Genomic DNA, 18,899 nt, shown 5'->3' with positions numbered 1-18,899 from the left:
TGTTCGCCCGTGGAAGTCATTCGAGACATCGACTGGTGCCCCAAGCCCGAGAAGGGCTGTGTGGTGACCATCGGTCAATACGACGGGGTACACCGAGGCCATCGTGCGGTCGTGTCGGAGATGCACCGCATTGCCGCAGAGCTCAACGCTCGCACCGCAGTGGTGACCTTCGACGTGCATCCGGCAACGGTGGTTCGCCCCGAATCGGCGCCGCTTCAGCTCAGCGACCTCGAACAAAAGCTCGAGCTGTTGGCCGAGACCGGCGTCGACTACGTGCTGGTGATCACTTTCGACCAGCGGCAGGCCTCGATGGAGGCGGCCGACTTCGTAGATCAGGTCCTGATCGAGTGCCTGAACGCCAAAGCGGTGGTGGTGGGCGAGGACTTCCACTTTGGCAAAGGACGTGGAGGCAACGTCTCGACACTGACCAAGATGGGTGCCGACCTGGGGTTCGAGGTCATGGGCCTGCCCCTGGTCAAGCAGGCGACATCGGAGGGTGAGACGATCTCGTCCACGGCCATCCGTGCCGCCCTCAGCGCCGGAGACGTGGCCAAGGCTCAGCGCCTGCTGGGCCGGCCCTATGAGGTCCGCGGAACCGTCAGCCCGGGCGATCGTCGTGGCCGCACCATCGGTTTCCCAACGGCCAATGTGCCAACCGATGCTCGCACCCAGCTGCCCGCCGAGGGCGTCTACGCCGCCATCTACGAGCGCCCCGACGGGTCCAAACACAAGGCGGCGGTGAACATCGGCCGGCGGCCAACGTTCTATGAGTTTGTCGACAGGCCCTTGATCGAGGCCCACCTGATCGGGTTCAGGGGCGATCTGTACGACGAGGAGGCCAAGGTCAGGTTCGTCCAGCGGCTGCGGGGCGAGAAGCGCTTCGACGGCATCGACGAGCTGAAGGCACAACTGGAGCTCGACATTGCTGCCGCATCGGAGGCTCTGCGGTAGCGGAGTCTCGCCCAGGCTGCTAGAGTGTCCAGGTTGCGTGTGTGAGAGCCCGGATGGCGTCACGCACATTCACAAGTCCCAACGTCGCCGGGACGGCGGCCGACGGCCGTTCTCGCCAGAAGGTTTTTCGAATACACATGCCCAACAAGACTGCGACCATCTCCGAGCATCGCCTCCACGAGTCCGACACCGGGTCCCCCGAGGTCCAGGTAGCGATCCTCACCGAGCGCATCAACCACCTCACCGAGCACTTCAAGGTCCACAAGAAGGACCACCACGGCCGTCGCGGCCTGCTGATGCTGGTGGGCCGTCGTCGCCGTCTCCTCGACTACCTGAGGGACAACGACGTCGAGCGCTACAGGGCGCTGATCGCCAAGCTCGGCCTTCGTCGCTGACCACTTCTTCCAACGAGCGGCCCCAGTGGCCGCTCGTTTCCGTTCTGCACAACCGTCCGCGCACTGCTGCGCGTTCTGTGGTTCTGTGGAACCCAACACGAGTCTGATGACAACAAATGGACGGGAAGGTCCCGTCCTCGATTGGAGAAATGATGGCTGAAGCCATTTCCGTGTCGGGCCAGATCTCTGGCACCGACAAGACCCTCACGTTCGAAACCGGCAAGTTGGCCGGGTTGGCGAACGGAGCAGTCACCGCCCGCATGGGCGACACCCAAATCCTGGTAACCGCCACCGCGTCTTCCAAGCCGCGCGACGGTGCCGACTTCTTCCCCCTCACCGTCGACATCGAGGAGCGTATGTACGCCGCGGGCCGTATTCCCGGCTCGTTCTTCCGTCGCGAAGGCCGTGCGTCTGAGGACGCGATCTTGGCGTGTCGCCTGATCGACCGCCCCCTGCGCCCCAACTTCAAAGAGGGCTACCGCCACGACACCCACATCGTGGGCACCATCTTGGGTGTCGACAGCCAGAACCCTTACGACGTCATCGCCCTGAACGGCGCCTCGGCGGCGCTGTGGGTATCTGACATCCCCTTCGAGTCGCCCGTGGCGGCCGTTCGAATCGCCTGGTCCACCGAAGGCACCTGGATTCCGTTCCCCACCTACGAAGAGGGCGAAGCCTCGACCTTCGAAATGGTGGTGGCCGGTCGTCAGCTCGACAGCGGCGACATCGCCGTGATGATGGTCGAGGCCGGTGGCACCGAGAAGTCGTTCCAGTACTACGCCGATGGTGCCCCAAAGGTCACCGAAGAGGTCCTGGCCAGCGGTCTCGAGGCCTGCAAGCAGTGGATCGACGACGTCATCGAGCTGCAGAAGTCGCTGCGCCTGGCCGTTGGCGCCAAGCCCGAGATGGATTGGGTCCGTTCGGCCGACTATTCAGACGAGATCATCGCCGCCGTTCGCGAGGTCGGCACGGAGCGCCTCACCGAAGCCCTCAGCATCGCCGACAAGGCACAGCGTGAGGCTCGCGAGTCCGAGCTTCGTGGCGAGATCGCCGCCGAGCTGGTCGAGCGCTTCGCCGATGTCCCAGACGCCGCCAAGCAGGTTGGCAACGCCATCCGGTCGGCATCCAAGGAGATCGTGCGCAGGCGCATCGTCGAAGACGGGTTCCGCATCGACGGTCGTGCCACCAACGAGGTGCGGCCGTTGTCGGCCGAGGTCGGGCTGCTGCCCACCGCACACGGTTCGGGCCTGTTCCAGCGTGGCGAAACCCAGGTCATCAACGTGTGCACCCTGGGCATGAGCCGCATGGAGCAGCTGATCGACACGCTCAACCCGTCCGATCGCAAGCGCTACATGCACCACTACAACTTCCCGCCGTTCTCGACGGGTGAGGCCGGCTTCATGCGTGGCCCCAAGCGCCGCGAGATCGGCCACGGCGCCCTCGCCGAGCGTGCCCTTCTGCCCGTGATTCCTTCGAAGGAAGAGTTCCCCTACGCGCTGCGCCTCGTGTCCGACGTGTTGTCGTCGAACGGCTCGACCTCGATGGGTTCTGTTTGTGCCTCGACGCTGTCGCTGATGGACGCCGGTGTGCCCATCAAGGGTGCGGTCGCGGGCATCGCCATGGGCCTGGTCCATGCCGAAGGCAAGTACACCACCCTCACCGACATCCTCGGCGCCGAAGATGCATTCGGTGACATGGACTTCAAGGTGGCAGGCACCGCAGACGCCATCACCGCCCTGCAGCTCGACACCAAGATCGACGGCATCCCAGCCGACGTGCTGTCGCAGGCGCTGCAGCAGGCTCGCGAGGCCCGTCTGCAGATCCTCGAGGTCATGGCCGGCGCCATCGCCGAGCCTCGCGAAGACGTTGGCGCCTCGGCTCCCAAGATCGTCAGCTTCGAGATTCCGGTCGAAAAGATCGGCGAGGTCATCGGCCCGCGCGGCAAGGTCATCAACACCATCCAGGAAGAGACCGGCGCCGACATCTCGGTCGACGACGACGGCACCGTCGGAATCGTCAGCATCGGCTCGACCGATCGCGCTGCGGTCGAGGAAGCCGAGCGTCAGGTTCGCCTCATCATCAACCCGCCGACGGCCAACGTTGGCGAGGTGTACGACGGTCGTGTCGTGAACATCACCAAGTTCGGTGCGTTCGTCAACATCCTGCCCGGCACCGACGGCTTGCTCCACATCTCCAAGATCGGTGGCGGCAAGCGCATCGACAAGGTCGAGGACGTGCTGAACCTCGGCGACGTCATCGCGGTGAAGGTCGACGACATCGACCCCAACGGCAAGCTGTCGCTTTCGCTGGCTGGTGATGCACCGGCAGCCAAGGAGCCTGCTTCCGACGACGGCGACGATGTCGACGACGACTCGGACGACTCCGATGCACCGGCGCCGTCGCGGTCGCGCAGCGCTTCGGCTGATCGCGACGAGGTTTCGTTCGAAGAGGCCTTCGATGCGCAGGCCGCCGAGAAGTTCGGTGACCTCGGGCCATCCGTCGACACCGGCCGCCGCACCCGCGGCCGTCAGCGTCGCGGCCGTTCGCGCCGCTGAACAGGGTTGGTGATTCGGTGAGTATCCGGGTCGTGGTCGTCGGTGCGGCCGGGCGAATGGGCTCGGCCGCATGCGCGGCTGTTGTCGAGGCCGACGGTCTCGACCTGGTCGCCACCGTCGACCGCAACGGTCAAGCCGATCACCAATCGATCGAAGCGGTCGATCCGGCGTCGGTAGACGTCATGGTCGACCTGACCGTGGCCGAAGCCGCCCGCGTCGATTTGGCGTGGGCGGCCTCCCACGGTGTACACGCCGTCGTGGGCACCACAGGTCTCAGCGATGACGACATCGACCGGCTGCGAGCAGCTTTTGTCGACAGCAATTGCCTGATCGCACCCAACTTCGCCATCGGCGCCGTACTGATGATGCGCTTCGCCGAACTGGCAGCGCCCTGGTTCGATACGTGCGAGATCATCGAACTGCACCACGACAACAAGATCGACGCCCCTTCCGGTACGGCGCGAACCACCGCAGAACGCATCGCTGCAGCCAGCGATTCGTGGGCGCCCGACCCGACCCAGGACGAGGTTCTCGCCGGCAGCCGGGGCGGCCTGGCCGCTGGTGCGGTGCGGATTCACTCGGTGCGCATGCGCGGCATGCTGGCCCATCAAGAGGTCATCCTCGGCGCCGCAGGCCAGACGTTGACTATCCGCCACGACAGCTACGACCGGTCGTCTTTCATGCCCGGAATCGTTCACGCGTGTCGCGTGATCGCCGACCACCCCGGCCTCACGGTCGGGCTCGACTCGTTCCTCGGGCTCTAGGACCATCGGAGCAGCTGTGGTCGAGGTGGCCGTCGTCGGCTCTTTGAACCACGACATCACCGTTTGGGTGCCACACCGGCCAGCACCAGACGAGACCATGCACGGAGATCGGGTCGCCGAGTTCCGGGGTGGCAAGGGTGCCAATCAGGCCGTTGCTGCAGCCCGTTTGGGGGCCAGGGTTTCGATGGTGGGCGCTGTGGGCGACGACGCCCGCGGCACCTTCCTGGTCGATGGGCTCGCGGCCGAGGGTATCGACCACTCGCACGTGGTTCGCGCCGACGAGCCAACCGGTGTGGCGGTCATAACCGTCGATCCCGAAGATGTGTCGATAATCGTGGTGGCCGGAGCCAACGGCCGGCTGAGCCCCGCCCATGTCGGCGAGGCCGCCGATGTGATCGCCAGAGCCGATGTCTTGTTGTTGCAGGGCGAGGTGCCTGCGCCCACCGCTCGGCGGGCCGCCGAATTGGCACGGGCTTCATCGACTCTGGTGGTGTTCAACCCCGCGCCGTTCAACGATGTGGCGCCTGCTGTGCTGCCCCTCACCGACGTGCTGGTCGTCAACCGGGGCGAGGCCGCCCAGGTGGCCGAGCTCGGCGATCGAGTCTCGGCCGCCGACGTGGTAGTGACGACCCTTGGCGCCGACGGGTGCGTGGTGACTCAGCGGGGTGACGTGTCGCCCGCTCGCACCAGCATCGGCGCCTTCGAGGCCGCCATGGTCGACCCTACCGGTGCCGGCGACTGCTTCGTGGCGGCTCTGGCGGTGGCGATTGGCGAGGGTCGTTCGCCGGTCGATGCGGCTCGTTTCGCTGCAGCGGCCGGTTCGCTTGCCGTCGAGGTCGAGGGTGCCCAGCCCTCGATGCCGCTTCGGTCAGCTGTCGAGGTCAGGCTGGGCGGGGCCGGCTGATCCTTCTGGGGTGTCTGGGCGCTCCGAACGACCGACCTGCAGCCCCACCAGCACGGCCATCGCGATCATCACCGGGATCTGATAGCGACCCAGGAAGTCGAGGATCGTTCCGATCGGCCCTTCGATCATGCGGCCCAGGTGCCAGATGACCCAAAGGCGCCCCGCAGTGCCAGCGGCGTTCAGGATTCCAAAGATCCACCATCTGACTCGGGTCATGCCGGCCAGCAGGCAGACGGGATAGTTGGGCAAGATGACGATCAGCACCAGGCCGATCTTCGGAAACCACCTCTGTAGAACGTCGATGGCGCCGGTGACCTTGTTGGGATGCCCGAGTTCGGCATCGATGTACCGCCGTCCGGCAGGCCCGTAGTGCGAGCCGATCAGGTAGAGGAATGGGTCGGGCAGTACCAACCTGACGAACCCAACGGCGAAGAATGCCCAGGTGGGTACCGAACCCACGGTCAACACCAGGAATGCGTCGCTCGGGGCGATCGCTATCAGCAGCAGGGGAGCGGAGTTGGCAAGCGCAGCGAAGGCGACCTGGCCGACGAGCGCCAGCACGGCCAGCACCAGTGGAACAGCGGCCAGAGTCCACAGATGACGACGCTGCTGTGCATCGAGGATGGTTTCGGCAGGTTCGGCCACCCGAGGCAGGTTAGAGGTCCGAGGGGGTAGCCAGACCAGTGCCGCCCGGGACGGGCCCGCTCAATACAGCCCTGGGGCCGGCACCGGCTTGGGCGCAGGGCCCGTGCGAACCAGCTGCTTCTCGGGAGCCACGCCCGAGCGCATGGCCTCGAGAGCTTCGACGAAGTTCGGGTGGGCGCCGGTGACCCGTGCTCCGGTGCCATCTGAAACGACCCCAACTGTCAGAGCCCGGTTTACCCACGCACCTCCGAAGATCACCACGACCAGGCCCACCATCGAGATCAAGATGCCCATGAGGTTGCCGCCCGACACAGCCGAGAAGGCGTTGTAGAACAAGCCCAGCGTCAGCAGTATGCGAACTGCCATGACGACGGTCTGCTTGTTCTTGGCACCGTCGCCCCGTCCGACCTTTGCGCCCAGGGCGCTGCCGAACAGCTTGGTCAGGAGGTCCTTCGACAGGTAGCCGGTGGGCAGGCCTGCAAGCTGGGGAATCTTGGTGGGGCCGATGGCGATTTCGGTCAGCGTTTCGACCGGCTCGCCCGAGCAGATGCACACCAGGGGCAGCTGCCCACCCTCGAGTTCAGATTTTGACAGGACTACTTCGCTCATGGGGTTCTCCAGGTATGGCCGCTGTATTACCCATCGGTACTCTCGGCGCCGAGCTGTAGGGAGTTTTCTCTGCGAGCCGAGCCGGTTCGGGTAGCTTCGCCCTACATGAACTGGGCAAGTGCATCGGCGCCAGAAGCGGCAGTTTCTGGGCGTTTCGTCTTGGTCACAGGCGCGTCGACAGGTATTGGTGAGGCGACGGCGCGCCTTTTGGCCTCTGGTGGCTGGAACGTGATCGCCACCGTTCGCTCCGATGCCGATGCCGACCGCATCGGCGCAATCCAGCGGTGCTCTCCGGCGCACTTCGACCTGGGGTTGGGTGCCGAGCGAGCGGCCGCCGAACTGGCAGATCAGGTTGCCGGCATCGTCGGCGACGCCGGTTTGGCCGGGCTGGTGAACAACGCAGGTTATGTCGAGGGTGGCCCGTTCGAGACCGTGACCCTCGACCGGTGGCGGTCGCAGTTCGAGGTCAATGTGTTCGGGGTGGTCGAACTGACCAGGGTGTTGATGCCCACGCTGCGCCGTGCGGTCGATCCGCGGGTGGTGGTGGTCGGGTCGATTTCGGGCCGCGTCGGCGCCCCGATGTTGGGGCCATATGTGGCTTCCAAACACGCCGTCGACGGATTGTGCAAGTGCCTTCGGCGCGAGTTCGACGGCAGCGGGCCAATCGTCACGCTGGTCGAGCCTGGCGCCGTCAGCACCCCCTTGTGGGCGAAAGCGGTCCGGTTGGCCGATCGGATCGAGGGCAGCCTGAACGCCGACCAGCAAGCTCGATATTCGCGACTGATCAGTGCCCAGCGCGTCGCGCTGCAAGACGGTCGGCGCCAGGGCGTGAGCCCCGACGTGGTGGCCGAGGTGATCCAGACCGCACTGACCTCCAGCCGGCCACGAGCCCGCTATCTGGTGGGTCGAGACGCAAAGGCCGGGGGACTGTTGGATCGGGTTCTGCCCGACTCGGCGATGGAGGCCATAGGGCGAAGGCTGATCGCCCGTGCGGCCGACCGGGGGGTTCGATGAACACCGACACCGTTCGCGAACAGATTGTCGCCGGGGCCGCCAGGGCCGCCATGTGCAGTTCGTTGCAGAAGATGACGGTGGGCGACATCGCGGCGTCGGCTGGAATATCTCGCGCCACGGTCTATCGCCACTTTGCCGGCGGCCGCGACGAGATCGTCTCGGCACTGGTGAAGTCAGAGTTCCAGCGGTTCTTGAGCCACGTGGCCAGGGAGGCCGAGCAGGCCGACAGCCTCGAAGAGATGCTGGTGCGCGGCCTGATGACGGCGCGGGCGTTGGCCGACGAAAACGAACTTTTGCAGCGCGAGCTATCGGTCGAACCCGAGGTGGTCATCCCGTACCTGACCGTCGAGTCACGTCAGGTCCTCGACCTGGTCGCCGGGTTCTTCGAGGTGCGGCTGGGCCCGTTCGGGTGGCCCGCAGACGACATCGCAGCCAAGAGCCAGTACCTCGCTCGGATGTTCTTGTCGTACGTCGAGGCGTCGGGCAGCTGGAACTTGTCGGACGTCTCCAGCGTGACCAGGCTGGTTCGAAACGAGTTTCTTGGGGAAGCCCAGCGACGGCCGACTGGATCGCCATGAGTCTTTCGACGATGCGCAACGTTGTTCGCGACTACGCCTGGGGTTCCACCGATCTGATTGCGGCGTTGCGTGGCGAGCAGCCCTCGGGTCGGCGCGAGGCCGAGGTGTGGATGGGGGCTCACCCGGCAGCACCCTCGGCGGTCGACGTTGGTGGAACCGTCGTGGCCCTCGACCAGCTCGTGGCCGACGACCCTGTGCGGGTTCTGGGTGCCGGTGTCCACGAACGCTTCGGTCGCCTGCCCTTTCTGATGAAGCTGTTGGCTGCTGCCGAGCCCCTGTCTCTGCAAGCTCACCCATCCATAGAGCAGGCCGTGGTGGGGTTCAACCGCGAGAACCTCGCGGGCATCGCATTGGATGCTCCACACAGGTCGTACAAGGACGACAACCACAAGCCCGAGCTGATCTGCGCGCTGACGCCGTTCCGGGCGCTGGTGGGGTTCCGCGAGGTGGCCGCATCGATCGAGTTGCTCGAGTCTCTTCGGGTTGCCGAGCTGGCGGGTGTGCTCGATGTGTTGCGCTCTGACCCGTCGCGCGACGACCTCACGGGTCTGTTGCGCAGCTTGCTGACCACCGATCGCGTGGCCGGCCAGGCGTTGGCCGAGGCTGTGGGCGCAGCGGTGCGCTCGGACGGCCCCTTCGAGCTCGAGCGGGCCGTGGCGCGCTCGATTGCGCGCGTGCACCCCGGAGACCCCGGAATCGTCACCGCCCTGCTCTTGAACGCCATCGAGTTGGCACCGGGCCAGGCCATACATCTGGCCGCGGGCGTGCTGCACGCGTACGTCGAGGGGTTGGGCGTCGAGATCATGGCGTCGTCCGACAACGTGTTGCGCGGTGGGCTGACGCCCAAACACATCGACGTCGACGAACTCTGTTCCGTCGTCGACCCGACCCCTTCGCAGGTGGTTGTGCTGGAAGGTGACGACGCCGACGGCGAATACGTCTACCGCACACCCAGCCCAGAGTTCGAGCTTCGCCGCCTCGAACTGGACGGCGCGGTAACCCGCTCGACCTGGGGCCCCGAGATAGTCGTGGTCACGGCGGGTGTGGTCCGCATCGACGATGTGCCCGTAGCAGCGGGCGACTCGGTGTTCATTGCCGCGAACTCGACTTGGAAGGCCGGCGGCCGCGGCCAGCTGTTTCGCGCCGTCGTGCCCGCCGGTTGATGACGCTTGCGGTGTCGCTTATCGTCGAAACACCATGACCGAAGCGTCGAACTACCACCGAATACTCGACGCCGCGGACCGATGCGTCAGCCGATGGGGGTGGGCCAAGACCACCATCGACGACATCGCTTCTGAAGCCGAGGTCAGCCGGGCCACCGTGTACCGCACGTTCACGGGTGGTCGAGACGCCATCTACGACGCGGTCAGGCGCGAAAGGGTCAGGGCGTTCTTCAAGGAGCTCGAGCCGATAGCTGCGGCCGGCGACGACGTATTCGAGATCCTCACCGAGGCCATTGCGGTGTCGACCGAGGCGCTCGGGTCCGACGAGGTGCTGCAGTTCCAGCTCGAACACGAACCGGGCCAGGTGTTGCAGACGTTGTCGTTTCGCGGGCTAGAGCAATTGTTGACTGCAGCTCGCATCTTCCTGGCGCCTCATCTCACCCGCTTCGTCGACCGCCAAACAGCGGTCGAGTTGGTCGAGTGGGCGACGCGCATCGTGTTGACATATTTCCTGGCTCCTTCGCCCACCGTCGATCTCGGCGACCGCGACCAGGTGCGGTCGTTGTTGGCCCGGCGTATTCCGTGGTTGGCCGACTCGCCGGCTCAGGTTGGTGCTTCCAAGTCTTGAGATACGGTTGACGCCGATGGCGCACTCCGGCGAGATTCGGCTTCTCGCCCTTCTGGGTCTGAGGCTCAAGGGGTTTGCCTCGGCCGACGCAGTGGCCGAGGTGGTTGGCCAGGACCCTGGGCTGATAGCCGCCGAACTCGACGACTGCGTCGCCGACGGCTTGGCTGTATTCAATCCGCAGCGGCAGGTGTACTTGCTGAACCCAGCCCAGGGTCGCTCCGAGGGTGAACGGCTGCTGGCATCACAACTCGACAGGCTGGGAGTGCGCCAACGGGTCGAGAATGCCTACGGTCGATTTCTGGAGTTGAATCCCGAGATCCTTCAGCTGTGCACCGATTGGCAGATCTGCCAGCAGCCCGACGGTGAGCGCACGCTGAACGACCACTCCGATCCCGACTACGATGCCCAGGTGATCGACCGTCTCGGTCAGCTCGATGCCCGCCTTCGCGACGTGCTGGCCGAATTAGGCTCCGCGATCGATCGCTACTCGGTGTACGGTCCGCGGTTCAGCGCCGCACTGCGGCTGCTCGGCGAGGGCAACCTCGAGTACTTCACCAAACCCATAATTCCCAGCTACCACACCGTGTGGTTCGAGTTGCACGAGGACCTACTGGCCACCCTCGGCATCGACCGCGCTACGGAAGGATCGTCCTGATGACAGGCCGCTTCGGACGGGTCGTACCCGCCATGATCACCCCATTCGCACAGGACGGGTCGCTCGACGTGGATGGTGCGGTGAAGCTCGCCAAGTGGTTGATCGACCAGGGCTGTGACGGCCTGGTGATCACCGGCACCACGGGTGAGGGCCCGACCATCACCGACGAGGAAGACTGGGAGCTGTGGAAGGCTGTCTGCGAGGCGGTCACGGTGCCCGTGGTCATCGGGTCGGGCACCAACGACACCCGCCACTCGGTCACCCAGTCGAAGATGGCCAAAGAGTGCGGCGCCGACGGGTTGTTGATCGTGACCCCCTATTACAACCGCCCATCCCAGGCGGGCATCTGGGGTCATTTCGAGGCCATTGCCGATGCGGTCGATCTGCCGATCGTGGTCTACGACATCCCGCCCCGGACCAACCGAAAGATCGAGACCGACACCCTCTTGGCGATGGCCCACCAGATCCCCAACGTGGTGGCGCTGAAGGATGCGGCCGGCAACCCGGGCGAAACCTCCAGGGTCATCGCCGAGGCGCCCGCCGGCTTCGATGTGTACAGCGGCGACGATTCACTGACGCTGCCCTTGCTGGCGGTAGGTGCCGTGGGGGTGATCAGTGTGTGCGCCCACTGGACGGCACCGGACTTCGTCGAGATGTTCGATGCCTTCGCCGCCGGCGACACTGCTGGAGCCATACGGGCCAATGCCAGGATGCTCGCGAGCTATACGTTCGAGTCTTCGAACGACGCCCCGAACCCGGTGCCCACCAAGGCGATGCTGCGCACCCTCGGTCTGCCCGCCGGCGAACCGAGACTGCCGATGGGGCCAACCCCATCTGGCCTCGAAGACAGGGCGCGCGAGGTTTACGCCGCCCTAGTGGCGAAGCGCTGAGTGGCCGCCCCCGTAACGATCACCTTCCTCGGTGGGGTGGGTGAGGTCGGACGCAACTGCACGGCTATCGAGTGTGAGGGACAGGTTCTGGTCATCGACTACGGCCTGATGTTCCCCGACGCCACCATGCACGGTGTCGACGTGATCTTGCCCGACAACGAGTACCTGCTCGAACGATCCGAATCGATCGTGGGCCTGGTGGTGACCCATGGTCACGAGGACCACGTCGGTGGCGTCACGCACTTCTTGCGAGACTTCAAGGCTCCGGTGTATGGCTCGCCCTTCACCATGGCGCTGGCCCAGTCGAAGCTCGACGAGGCGCGCATCGATGGACGCGTCAACCCGGTTGCCGATGGCCAGACCGTCGACATCGGCCTGTTCCGGGTCGAGTTCTTGCCCGTCACCCACTCGGTGCCACAGTCGAACATCATCGTGGTGCACACGCCCCAGGGGCCGATGGTGCACACCGGCGATTTCAAGCTCGACAACACGCCCGTAGACAACCGTTTGACCGACCTTCAGAGGCTGGGTTGGCTGGGGCGCGACCCGGGCATTCGGGTCTTGATGGCCGACAGCACCAACGCCGACAACCCCGGTCACTCCGAGAGCGAAAGCCAGATCGGCGAGACCTTCAGGCGCCTGCTGCCCGAACTGCGCGGACGCCGCATCATCGCCTCGTGCTTCGCCAGCCATCTTCACAGGGTCCAACAGATCGCCGATGTTGCCATCGACGAGGGTCGCACGATCTTCCCGGCTGGCCGTTCGATGGAACGCAACGTCGAGATCGCCAGGTCGATGGGCATCCTGGACATCCCCGAGCGCCACCTCGACTCGCTGGAGGCCATCGACCAGTACGAACCCGGCGAGGTCTGCGTGGTGTGCACGGGCAGCCAGGGCGAGCCCTTTGCCGCCTTGTCGTCGATAGCCCAGGGAACTCACCGAGACGTCTCGGTTCACGAAGACGACGTCGTAATACTCAGTAGCCACCCGATTCCGGGCAATCAGCGTGCCGTGTTCGGGCTGATCAACGCCTTGGTGCGTCGCGGTGCCGAGGTCATCCACTCGGGCCAAGACCTGGTTCACACCACAGGGCACGCCAAGCGAGACGAACTACGCATCCTCCACAACGTCGCCAGGCCCGAATATTTCATCCCGATCGAGGGCGAGCACCGGATGCTGCGCCGCCACGCAGATCTCGCTGTAGATCTGGGCCTGGATCCCGAGCACGCAATCGTGCCGATGGGGGGCAGCCAGGTCGTGGTCGACGACGATGGCGCACGCCTGGCGCGCCAGTTGCCGCATAGGTATCGCTACGTCCACGGCGTGGGCATGCTGATCGACGCCGACGTCATCTCGGAGCGCCGCGAGCTGGCCGATGGAGGCGTCGTGTTCGTCACCGCCACCGTCGATCTCGACAAGCGGTCTGTGGTCGGTGGACCATCAGTGGTGTCTCGCGGCTGGGCCGCAACCGATGAGCTCGCTTTGCTGGTGCCACAACTCGAGGAGCTGGCGGCAAAGGCCCTCGGCAAGGCCTTCGACGGCAAACCCAGCGCATCTGACCTCGAGCGTGCGATGCGCCGAGCGGTCGGACGCTTCGTGGGTGACGAAACCCAGCGGCGCCCGCCCATCGTGGCACTGATACAGGTCGCCTGAGCCGAATACCGGCGGCGAAACGGACAACTCGGTGAGACGTAGGGGCGATACTTCGCTACCTTGAAACGTCGTGGCTACTACGCGCCGTAAATCGACCACTAACCGTCGCCGGTCGACGTCTTCGACGCGTTCGTCCAGCGGTCGTCGGGCGGCTTCGACCAAGCGTCCGGCGCGCTCGGCCAAGGCCAAGGCTCGCTCTCGCACAAACAAGCAGCCCTCGGCAGCGGCGCTCGCACTGGCCGAGCGCGAACGCGACATAGCGGCACTGGTGCTGTTCGCCCTGGCTGCGATCTCGTCGCTGGCGATTCTGGCCGATCGTGCCGGGCCGGTGGGGCGGGTGCTGCGCGACGGCATCGGCTTCGGCGACGGCGTGTTTCGTTATGTCGTGCCCCTGGTCTTTGTGTGGGTAGGCCTCTCGCTGCTTCGCACCAACCGCACCGCACGCAGCGTCCGTGTTGGTGTGGGGCTGGCCGTGATGCTGCTTTCGGGACTGGCCATAGCCCACTTGGCACGGGGCCCCGGAGCTTTCGATGCTCCAGCAGACGAGCTTCGCCGCGGCGGCGGGGTCATCGGAGCCGCCATTGCCGAGCCGTTGGTGAGGTTGGTGGCGACCCCCGGGGCATGGTTGGTGGCGGCGCTGGTGGGATTCTTCGGCCTGCTGGTGTTGCTCGACATGTCGCTGCGCACAGTCGTAGAGGTCGTTGGCGATTGGTCGCTGCGGTTCTTCGATGGCTCGGTTGCACTGCTCAAGCGATTGATCGAACCCGCGCCCGTTGTCGACGCGGACGCAGACCGGTCTGCGGCGGGGCCCGGACCCGGCTTCGAAAACGCAGGGCCAGAGGTCATCGACGTAACCGACATCTCGCCCGCCGACGACGAATCTGACGAGGGCCCTGCGGTCGACGAGCCGGCTCCGACCAAGCTGCCCAAGGTCAAGCTGCCCGAGGCTCCGGTCGAGGCCCAACAGCTCGCCATAGAGATGGTGCCCACCCAGGCGCCGGGCCCCTGGACCCTTCCTTCGCCCAGCTTGCTGGTGCGAAGTGGCGCCCAGACCGTGGACGAGCGGGCGGTCCACGCGGCAGGACGGGCCCTCGAGCAGGCGCTTGCCAGCCATGGCGTCGAGACCAAGGTCGTCGGTATGACCGTCGGCCCCACGGTGACTCGTTTCGAGCTCCAGCTGGCACCGGGGGTGAAGGTCAGCCGGGTCACCAGCCTCAACAAGGACATTGCCTACGCGATGGCAACCCCCGACGTGCGCATCCTGGCGCCCATCCCGGGCCGCTCCGCTATCGGCATCGAGGTACCCAACGACGCCAGGCACCTGGTCTCGGTAGGCGACATATTGGCCAGCCGGGTGGCGGCCGACGCCAAGCATCCTCTCGAGGTTGCCTTGGGTCAAGACATCGCCGGGCGACCCGTCATGGCCAACCTGGCGACCATGCCCCACGTACTCATCGCCGGCGCCACCGGAGCCGGAAAGTCATCCTGCATCAACAGCATCCTCACGTCGCTGCTGATGAGGGCCACCCCCGAGCAGGTGAGGCTCATCCTGGTCGACCCCAAGCGAGTCGAGATGGGGCAATACGACCGTCTTCCGCACCTGTTGACCCAGGTCGTCACCAACCCCAAGAAGGCCGCCAACGCCCTGGCCTGGGCGGTCAAGGAGATGGAGCGCCGCTACGACCTGCTGTCCGAGTGTGGGTTCAGGGACATCACCGGATACAACGAGGCCTACGATGCCGGCTCGCTGATCGCAGCCCCGGGCGACGATCGGGTCTATGACCGAATCCCGTTCATCGTGGTGGTGGTCGACGAGCTGAACGACCTGATGATGGTGGCAGCGCGCGACGTCGAGGAGTCGATCACCAGACTCGCCCAGATGGCCAGAGCCGTTGGTATCCACCTGGTCATCGCCACCCAGCGGCCGTCCGTCAACGTCATCACCGGTGTCATCAAGGCAAACATCCCATCGCGGATGGCCTTCGCCGTTTCGTCGCTGGCCGACAGCCGCGTGATCCTGGACCAGCCTGGCGCCGAGCGACTCATCGGCAAGGGCGACATGCTGCTGTTGACCGCCAACTCGAGCGTGGCCCAGCGCATTCAGGGTTGCTGGGTCACCGAAGCCGAGGTCGCCAAGGTCGTCGCATCCTGGAAGCGCCAAGCCCCAGATGTTCGGTACATCGAGGGAGTAGAGGGCGAAGAGTCCGAGGCCGCGGCCGGCTTCTTGCCCGGCGGAACAACGGGCGACGAGGGCGACGACGATCTGCTGTTGCAGGCGATGCGTCTGGTGGTCGAAAGCCAACTGGGCTCGACCTCGATGCTGCAGCGCAAGCTGAAGGTCGGTTTTGCCCGGGCCGGACGCCTGATGGATCTTCTGGAACAACGCGGTGTGGTCGGCCCCTCGATCGGGTCTAAGGCCCGCGACGTGCTGATGACCCCAGAAGAACTCGCTGCTGTGCTGCCCGCCGAATCGGTTTGACGGCCCACAGCGGGCATCATGTTTTGATGCAACAAGTCGCAGACGGGCTTCAGTTTCCCGAGGGCCCAATAGTCATGCCAGACGGCTCGATCCTGCTGGTCGAGATTCGCCGAGGCACCCTCAGCCGCGTGCACCTCGATGGAACCATCGAAGTGGTAGCCGAGCTGGGAGGGGGTCCCAACGGTGCGGCCATCGGCCCCGACGGGCGCTGCTATGTGTGCAACAACGGCGGCTTCCAGTGGCACGACGTCAACGGTCTGACCCTGCCGGGCGAGCAGCCCGACGACTACGTGGGCGGGTCGATCCAGGCCGTCGATCTGGGTACCGGAGCCGTCGAGACGCTGTACACCCAGGTCGGTGGGCATCAACTGCGCGGCCCAAACGACATCGTGTTCGACTCGGCGGGCGGCTTCTGGTTCACCGATCACGGCAAGAACCGGCCACGCGAGCGCGATCGCGGCGGCTTGTACTACGCCAAGATCGACGGATCTTCGGTGGTCGAGGTCGCATATCCTCTGGACGCGCCAAACGGCGTCGGCCTTTCGCCGGCACAAGACCGGGTGTACGTCGCCGAGACACACTCAGGTCAACTCTTGGCCTGGGATCTCGCCGGCCCCGGCGAGCTGTCGGGGGCATCGCCGTCCAGGGGCACGTTCATAGGGCGGCCCGCCGGTCGCAAGCTGTTCGACAGCCTGGCGGTCGATGCCGAGGGCAATGTCAGCATCGCAACACTCAGCACGCCGGGCATCACGACCTTCACGCCTGACGGTGACGAGTTGGCGTTCTTCGCCACCGACGATCCGCTCACGACAAATATCGCGTTCGGCGGCGACGACATGTGCACCGCTTTCATGACGCTGTCGGGCACCGGACGCCTGGTCTCGACCACCTGGGAACGTCCCGGTCTGAAGCTGGCTTTCTAGATGACCCACGGCGCCGAGGACCCACCCCGACTACGCGACGTGCTCAGCCAGCGCGATTTTGCGCTGGTGCTGGGCGCATCATTCGTATCCAACACCGGTCGGTGGATGCAGCAGGTTGTGCTGGGTGTGTTCGCCTGGCACCTGACCGAGAGTTCGACGTTCCTGGGGCTGATCGTGTTCGCCCAGATGGGCCCGATGCTTGCGTTGAGCCTCATCGGTGGAGGGCTGGCCGACTCGCTCGATCGCAAGCGCCTGATCGTGGTCACCCAGGCCTGGCAAGCGCTGTGGGGACTGGTGCTCGCATGGCGTGTCGCGGGCGGCTCGATCTCCAAAGGCGAGCTGATCGCCCTGGTGTTCGTCATCGGTGTCGGCCAGGCGCTTTATGCACCTGCTTTCACCGCGGTGTTGCCCAGCCTGGTTGGCCGAGAGAACCTGTCGGCTGCGATCAGCCTCAACTCGGCTCAGGTGAACGGCAGCCGGGTAGTGGGCCCGGCGTTGGGCGCCTGGTTGGCGTCGCTGTTCGGTGTGTCGACGGTGCTGGTCATCAACGCCGTCACCTACCTGTTCGTCATCGGGGCCATCATCGTGGTGACCATTCCACGCACCGTCATCCAGAACCGCGGGCGCGGCGATCGATACCTCGGCGGCATCAGGCTGGCGCGGATATCGCCCCAGGTGCGAAGACCGCTGTTGACCATGGCCACATTCGCGGCCTTGTGCCTGCCGTTCCTGGGGCAGATGCCCGCGCTGGCCGAGTTGAACCTGGGCGTAGATCCCGAGAGCCAGACCTACGGCCTGTTGTACGCAACGTTCGGCTTTGGGGCGCTCGTGGGCGCAGCCAGCGTGGGCACCGTCTTGGCCGGCGTACCCCAGCCCAAGATCGTCCGTGTGACCCTGGCGTGCTTTTCGGTTTCGTTGGCGCTGCTGGCCACCGTCAGTTCGGCAACGGTTGCCTATCCGGTGTTCTTCGCGGTGGGGTTGTTCTACTTCACCATGCCGGTTGCGCTCAGCACCTTCCTGCAGCATCACCTGGCCGACGAGGTGCGCGGACGGGTGATGGCGCTCTGGACGCTGTCGTTCGGTGGGGTCATCTCGATCTCGAACTCGATCATGGGTTATCTGGTCGACCAAACCTCGGTCAGCACCGTGGTGTATGTGGGCGCGGTGGTGTCGGCCGTGTTGGCCGTGGTGGTTCGACTCGAGTTCGGCGAAGAGGTCGGCGAACAGACCCTGTTGCAGACAAGGCCCAAATCTGTGCGTACAATCAGACAAAGTTCCAATTAGCCGCATTGATTGTCTGCAATCACAAGGAGTGAGGCCATGCCGGCAGCGACGCTCGATCGTGAGAGCCCGATGCCTTTGTGGGCTCAGCTGGAAGCAGACCTCAGGCAGCGCCTCGAAAACGACGAGTTCGCGGAGAGGTTTGCCACCGACGCCGAGTTGGTCGAACAGTACGGGGTCAGTCGCCACACCGTCAGAGAGGCCATCCGGCACCTGAACCGCACGGGCGTGCTGAAGCGCGAGCGAGGCCGCGGCACCGTTGTGAATCGCACCGAGTTCGAGCAGCCGTTGGGGCAGCTGTACAGCCTGTTTCAGTCGATCGAGGCCACCGGTGCTTCCCAGACCAGCCAGGTGCTGAAGCTGACGGTGTGCACCAACACGGTGGCCGCTGCAGCCCTCGATCTCGATGAAGACGCCGAGCTGGTTTATGTCGAACGTCTGCGCCTGGCCGACGACCAACCCCTGGCGCTGGATCGGGCCTGGCTGCCTCGATCGGTAGGCGAGTGCCTGCTGGACGTCGACTTCTCGCGGACTGCGCTCTACGACGAACTCGAGCGCACAGCGGGCGTTCGACCCGACAATGGATGGGAGCGGCTCAGCCCCATCATCCCGTCGGCGGGTGACCGCGAGCTTCTGGGGTTGCGAAAGACCGACGCTGCCTTCCACCTCGAGCGGCTGGGTCTTCACGACGGCACACCCATCGAGTGGCGCGTCACCATCATCCGCGGCGATCGCTATCGGTTCGTCGCCGACTGGTCGGCCGGTTCGGGCGCGGGCCTCACCCTCACCGCCTCCTGAACGACCCAACGATC

Annotated in this window: 18 protein-coding genes; 16 read left to right on the top strand and 2 right to left on the bottom strand. The window is 65.4% G+C overall.

Features of this window, described 5'->3' with window-relative positions; genetic code table 11:
* The first annotated feature begins 9 nt into the window (after nucleotides 1–9).
* The 5 genes from R2770_14315 to R2770_14295 all read left to right on the top strand — a co-directional run bounded on the left by R2770_14315 (nucleotide 10) and on the right by R2770_14295 (nucleotide 5,569).
* Entirely contained in the window at nucleotides 10–951 is a 942-nt protein-coding gene (locus tag R2770_14315; protein MEZ5281630.1) for a bifunctional riboflavin kinase/FAD synthetase, read from the top strand.
* A 137-nt stretch (nucleotides 952–1,088) separates the two neighbouring features.
* Nucleotides 1,089–1,346 (top strand): 30S ribosomal protein S15, encoded by a 258-nt coding sequence (gene rpsO / locus R2770_14310; GenBank protein MEZ5281629.1) that lies wholly within the window; start codon nucleotides 1,089–1,091, stop codon nucleotides 1,344–1,346.
* 152 nt (nucleotides 1,347–1,498) lie between these two features.
* Nucleotides 1,499–3,901: a polyribonucleotide nucleotidyltransferase gene (locus R2770_14305; protein ID MEZ5281628.1), complete on the top strand. Its 2,403-nt coding sequence runs from the start codon at nucleotides 1,499–1,501 to the stop codon at nucleotides 3,899–3,901.
* A gap of 17 nt (nucleotides 3,902–3,918) precedes the next feature.
* Nucleotides 3,919–4,665, top strand: a complete 747-nt coding sequence (gene dapB, locus R2770_14300) for a 4-hydroxy-tetrahydrodipicolinate reductase (GenBank protein MEZ5281627.1) — start codon at nucleotides 3,919–3,921, stop codon at nucleotides 4,663–4,665.
* Between the two features lie 16 nt (nucleotides 4,666–4,681).
* Nucleotides 4,682–5,569: a ribokinase gene (locus R2770_14295; GenBank protein MEZ5281626.1), complete on the top strand. Its 888-nt coding sequence runs from the start codon at nucleotides 4,682–4,684 to the stop codon at nucleotides 5,567–5,569.
* On the opposite strand, the gene R2770_14290 is transcribed toward R2770_14295, so the two are convergent.
* On the bottom strand, nucleotides 5,534–6,214 hold the full coding sequence (locus R2770_14290) for a hypothetical protein (protein MEZ5281625.1): 681 nt from the start codon (nucleotides 6,212–6,214) through the stop codon (nucleotides 5,534–5,536). The genes R2770_14295 and R2770_14290 overlap by 36 nt on opposite strands.
* 60 nt (nucleotides 6,215–6,274) lie before the next feature.
* Nucleotides 6,275–6,823 carry a hypothetical protein gene (locus R2770_14285; protein ID MEZ5281624.1) on the bottom strand — a complete coding sequence of 183 codons (549 nt, stop codon included), beginning with the start codon at nucleotides 6,821–6,823 and terminating at the stop codon, nucleotides 6,275–6,277.
* Nucleotides 6,824–6,928: 105 nt separating this feature from the next.
* Between R2770_14285 and R2770_14280 the strand changes: the two genes are divergently transcribed.
* The 11 genes from R2770_14280 (at nucleotide 6,929) to R2770_14230 (ending at nucleotide 18,885) form a co-directional block, all read left to right on the top strand.
* On the top strand, nucleotides 6,929–7,837 hold the full coding sequence (locus R2770_14280) for an SDR family NAD(P)-dependent oxidoreductase (protein MEZ5281623.1): 909 nt from the start codon (nucleotides 6,929–6,931) through the stop codon (nucleotides 7,835–7,837).
* Nucleotides 7,834–8,415: a TetR/AcrR family transcriptional regulator gene (locus tag R2770_14275; GenBank protein ID MEZ5281622.1), complete on the top strand. Its 582-nt coding sequence runs from the start codon at nucleotides 7,834–7,836 to the stop codon at nucleotides 8,413–8,415. The genes R2770_14280 and R2770_14275 overlap by 4 nt, the downstream gene beginning before the upstream one ends.
* A complete protein-coding gene (gene manA / locus R2770_14270) occupies nucleotides 8,412–9,578 on the top strand; it encodes a mannose-6-phosphate isomerase, class I (GenBank protein ID MEZ5281621.1) in 1,167 nt (388 codons plus the stop codon). Before R2770_14275 ends, manA begins: the two co-directional genes overlap by 4 nt.
* A gap of 34 nt (nucleotides 9,579–9,612) precedes the next feature.
* Entirely contained in the window at nucleotides 9,613–10,206 is a 594-nt protein-coding gene (locus R2770_14265) for a helix-turn-helix domain-containing protein (protein MEZ5281620.1), read from the top strand.
* A gap of 16 nt (nucleotides 10,207–10,222) precedes the next feature.
* Nucleotides 10,223–10,861 carry a hypothetical protein gene (locus tag R2770_14260; protein ID MEZ5281619.1) on the top strand — a complete coding sequence of 213 codons (639 nt, stop codon included), beginning with the start codon at nucleotides 10,223–10,225 and terminating at the stop codon, nucleotides 10,859–10,861.
* Nucleotides 10,861–11,751: a 4-hydroxy-tetrahydrodipicolinate synthase gene (gene dapA, locus R2770_14255; GenBank protein ID MEZ5281618.1), complete on the top strand. Its 891-nt coding sequence runs from the start codon at nucleotides 10,861–10,863 to the stop codon at nucleotides 11,749–11,751. The genes R2770_14260 and dapA overlap by 1 nt, the downstream gene beginning before the upstream one ends.
* A complete protein-coding gene (locus R2770_14250) occupies nucleotides 11,752–13,404 on the top strand; it encodes a ribonuclease J (GenBank protein ID MEZ5281617.1) in 1,653 nt (550 codons plus the stop codon).
* Nucleotides 13,405–13,474: 70 nt separating this feature from the next.
* On the top strand, nucleotides 13,475–15,883 hold the full coding sequence (locus tag R2770_14245) for a DNA translocase FtsK 4TM domain-containing protein (GenBank protein ID MEZ5281616.1): 2,409 nt from the start codon (nucleotides 13,475–13,477) through the stop codon (nucleotides 15,881–15,883).
* A gap of 26 nt (nucleotides 15,884–15,909) precedes the next feature.
* Nucleotides 15,910–16,806: an SMP-30/gluconolactonase/LRE family protein gene (locus tag R2770_14240; protein ID MEZ5281615.1), complete on the top strand. Its 897-nt coding sequence runs from the start codon at nucleotides 15,910–15,912 to the stop codon at nucleotides 16,804–16,806.
* On the top strand, nucleotides 16,807–18,090 hold the full coding sequence (locus R2770_14235; GenBank protein ID MEZ5281614.1) for an MFS transporter: 1,284 nt from the start codon (nucleotides 16,807–16,809) through the stop codon (nucleotides 18,088–18,090).
* Nucleotides 18,091–18,126: 36 nt separating this feature from the next.
* Nucleotides 18,127–18,885, top strand: a complete 759-nt coding sequence (locus R2770_14230) for a GntR family transcriptional regulator (protein MEZ5281613.1) — start codon at nucleotides 18,127–18,129, stop codon at nucleotides 18,883–18,885.
* The last annotated feature ends 14 nt before the right edge of the window (nucleotides 18,886–18,899 follow it).

It is taken from the genome of Acidimicrobiales bacterium, from assembly GCA_041394185.1.
Taxonomy (GTDB): Bacteria; Actinomycetota; Acidimicrobiia; order Acidimicrobiales; family Poriferisodalaceae; genus JAAETH01.
This window is presented reverse-complemented; position numbering and strand designations above follow the sequence as displayed.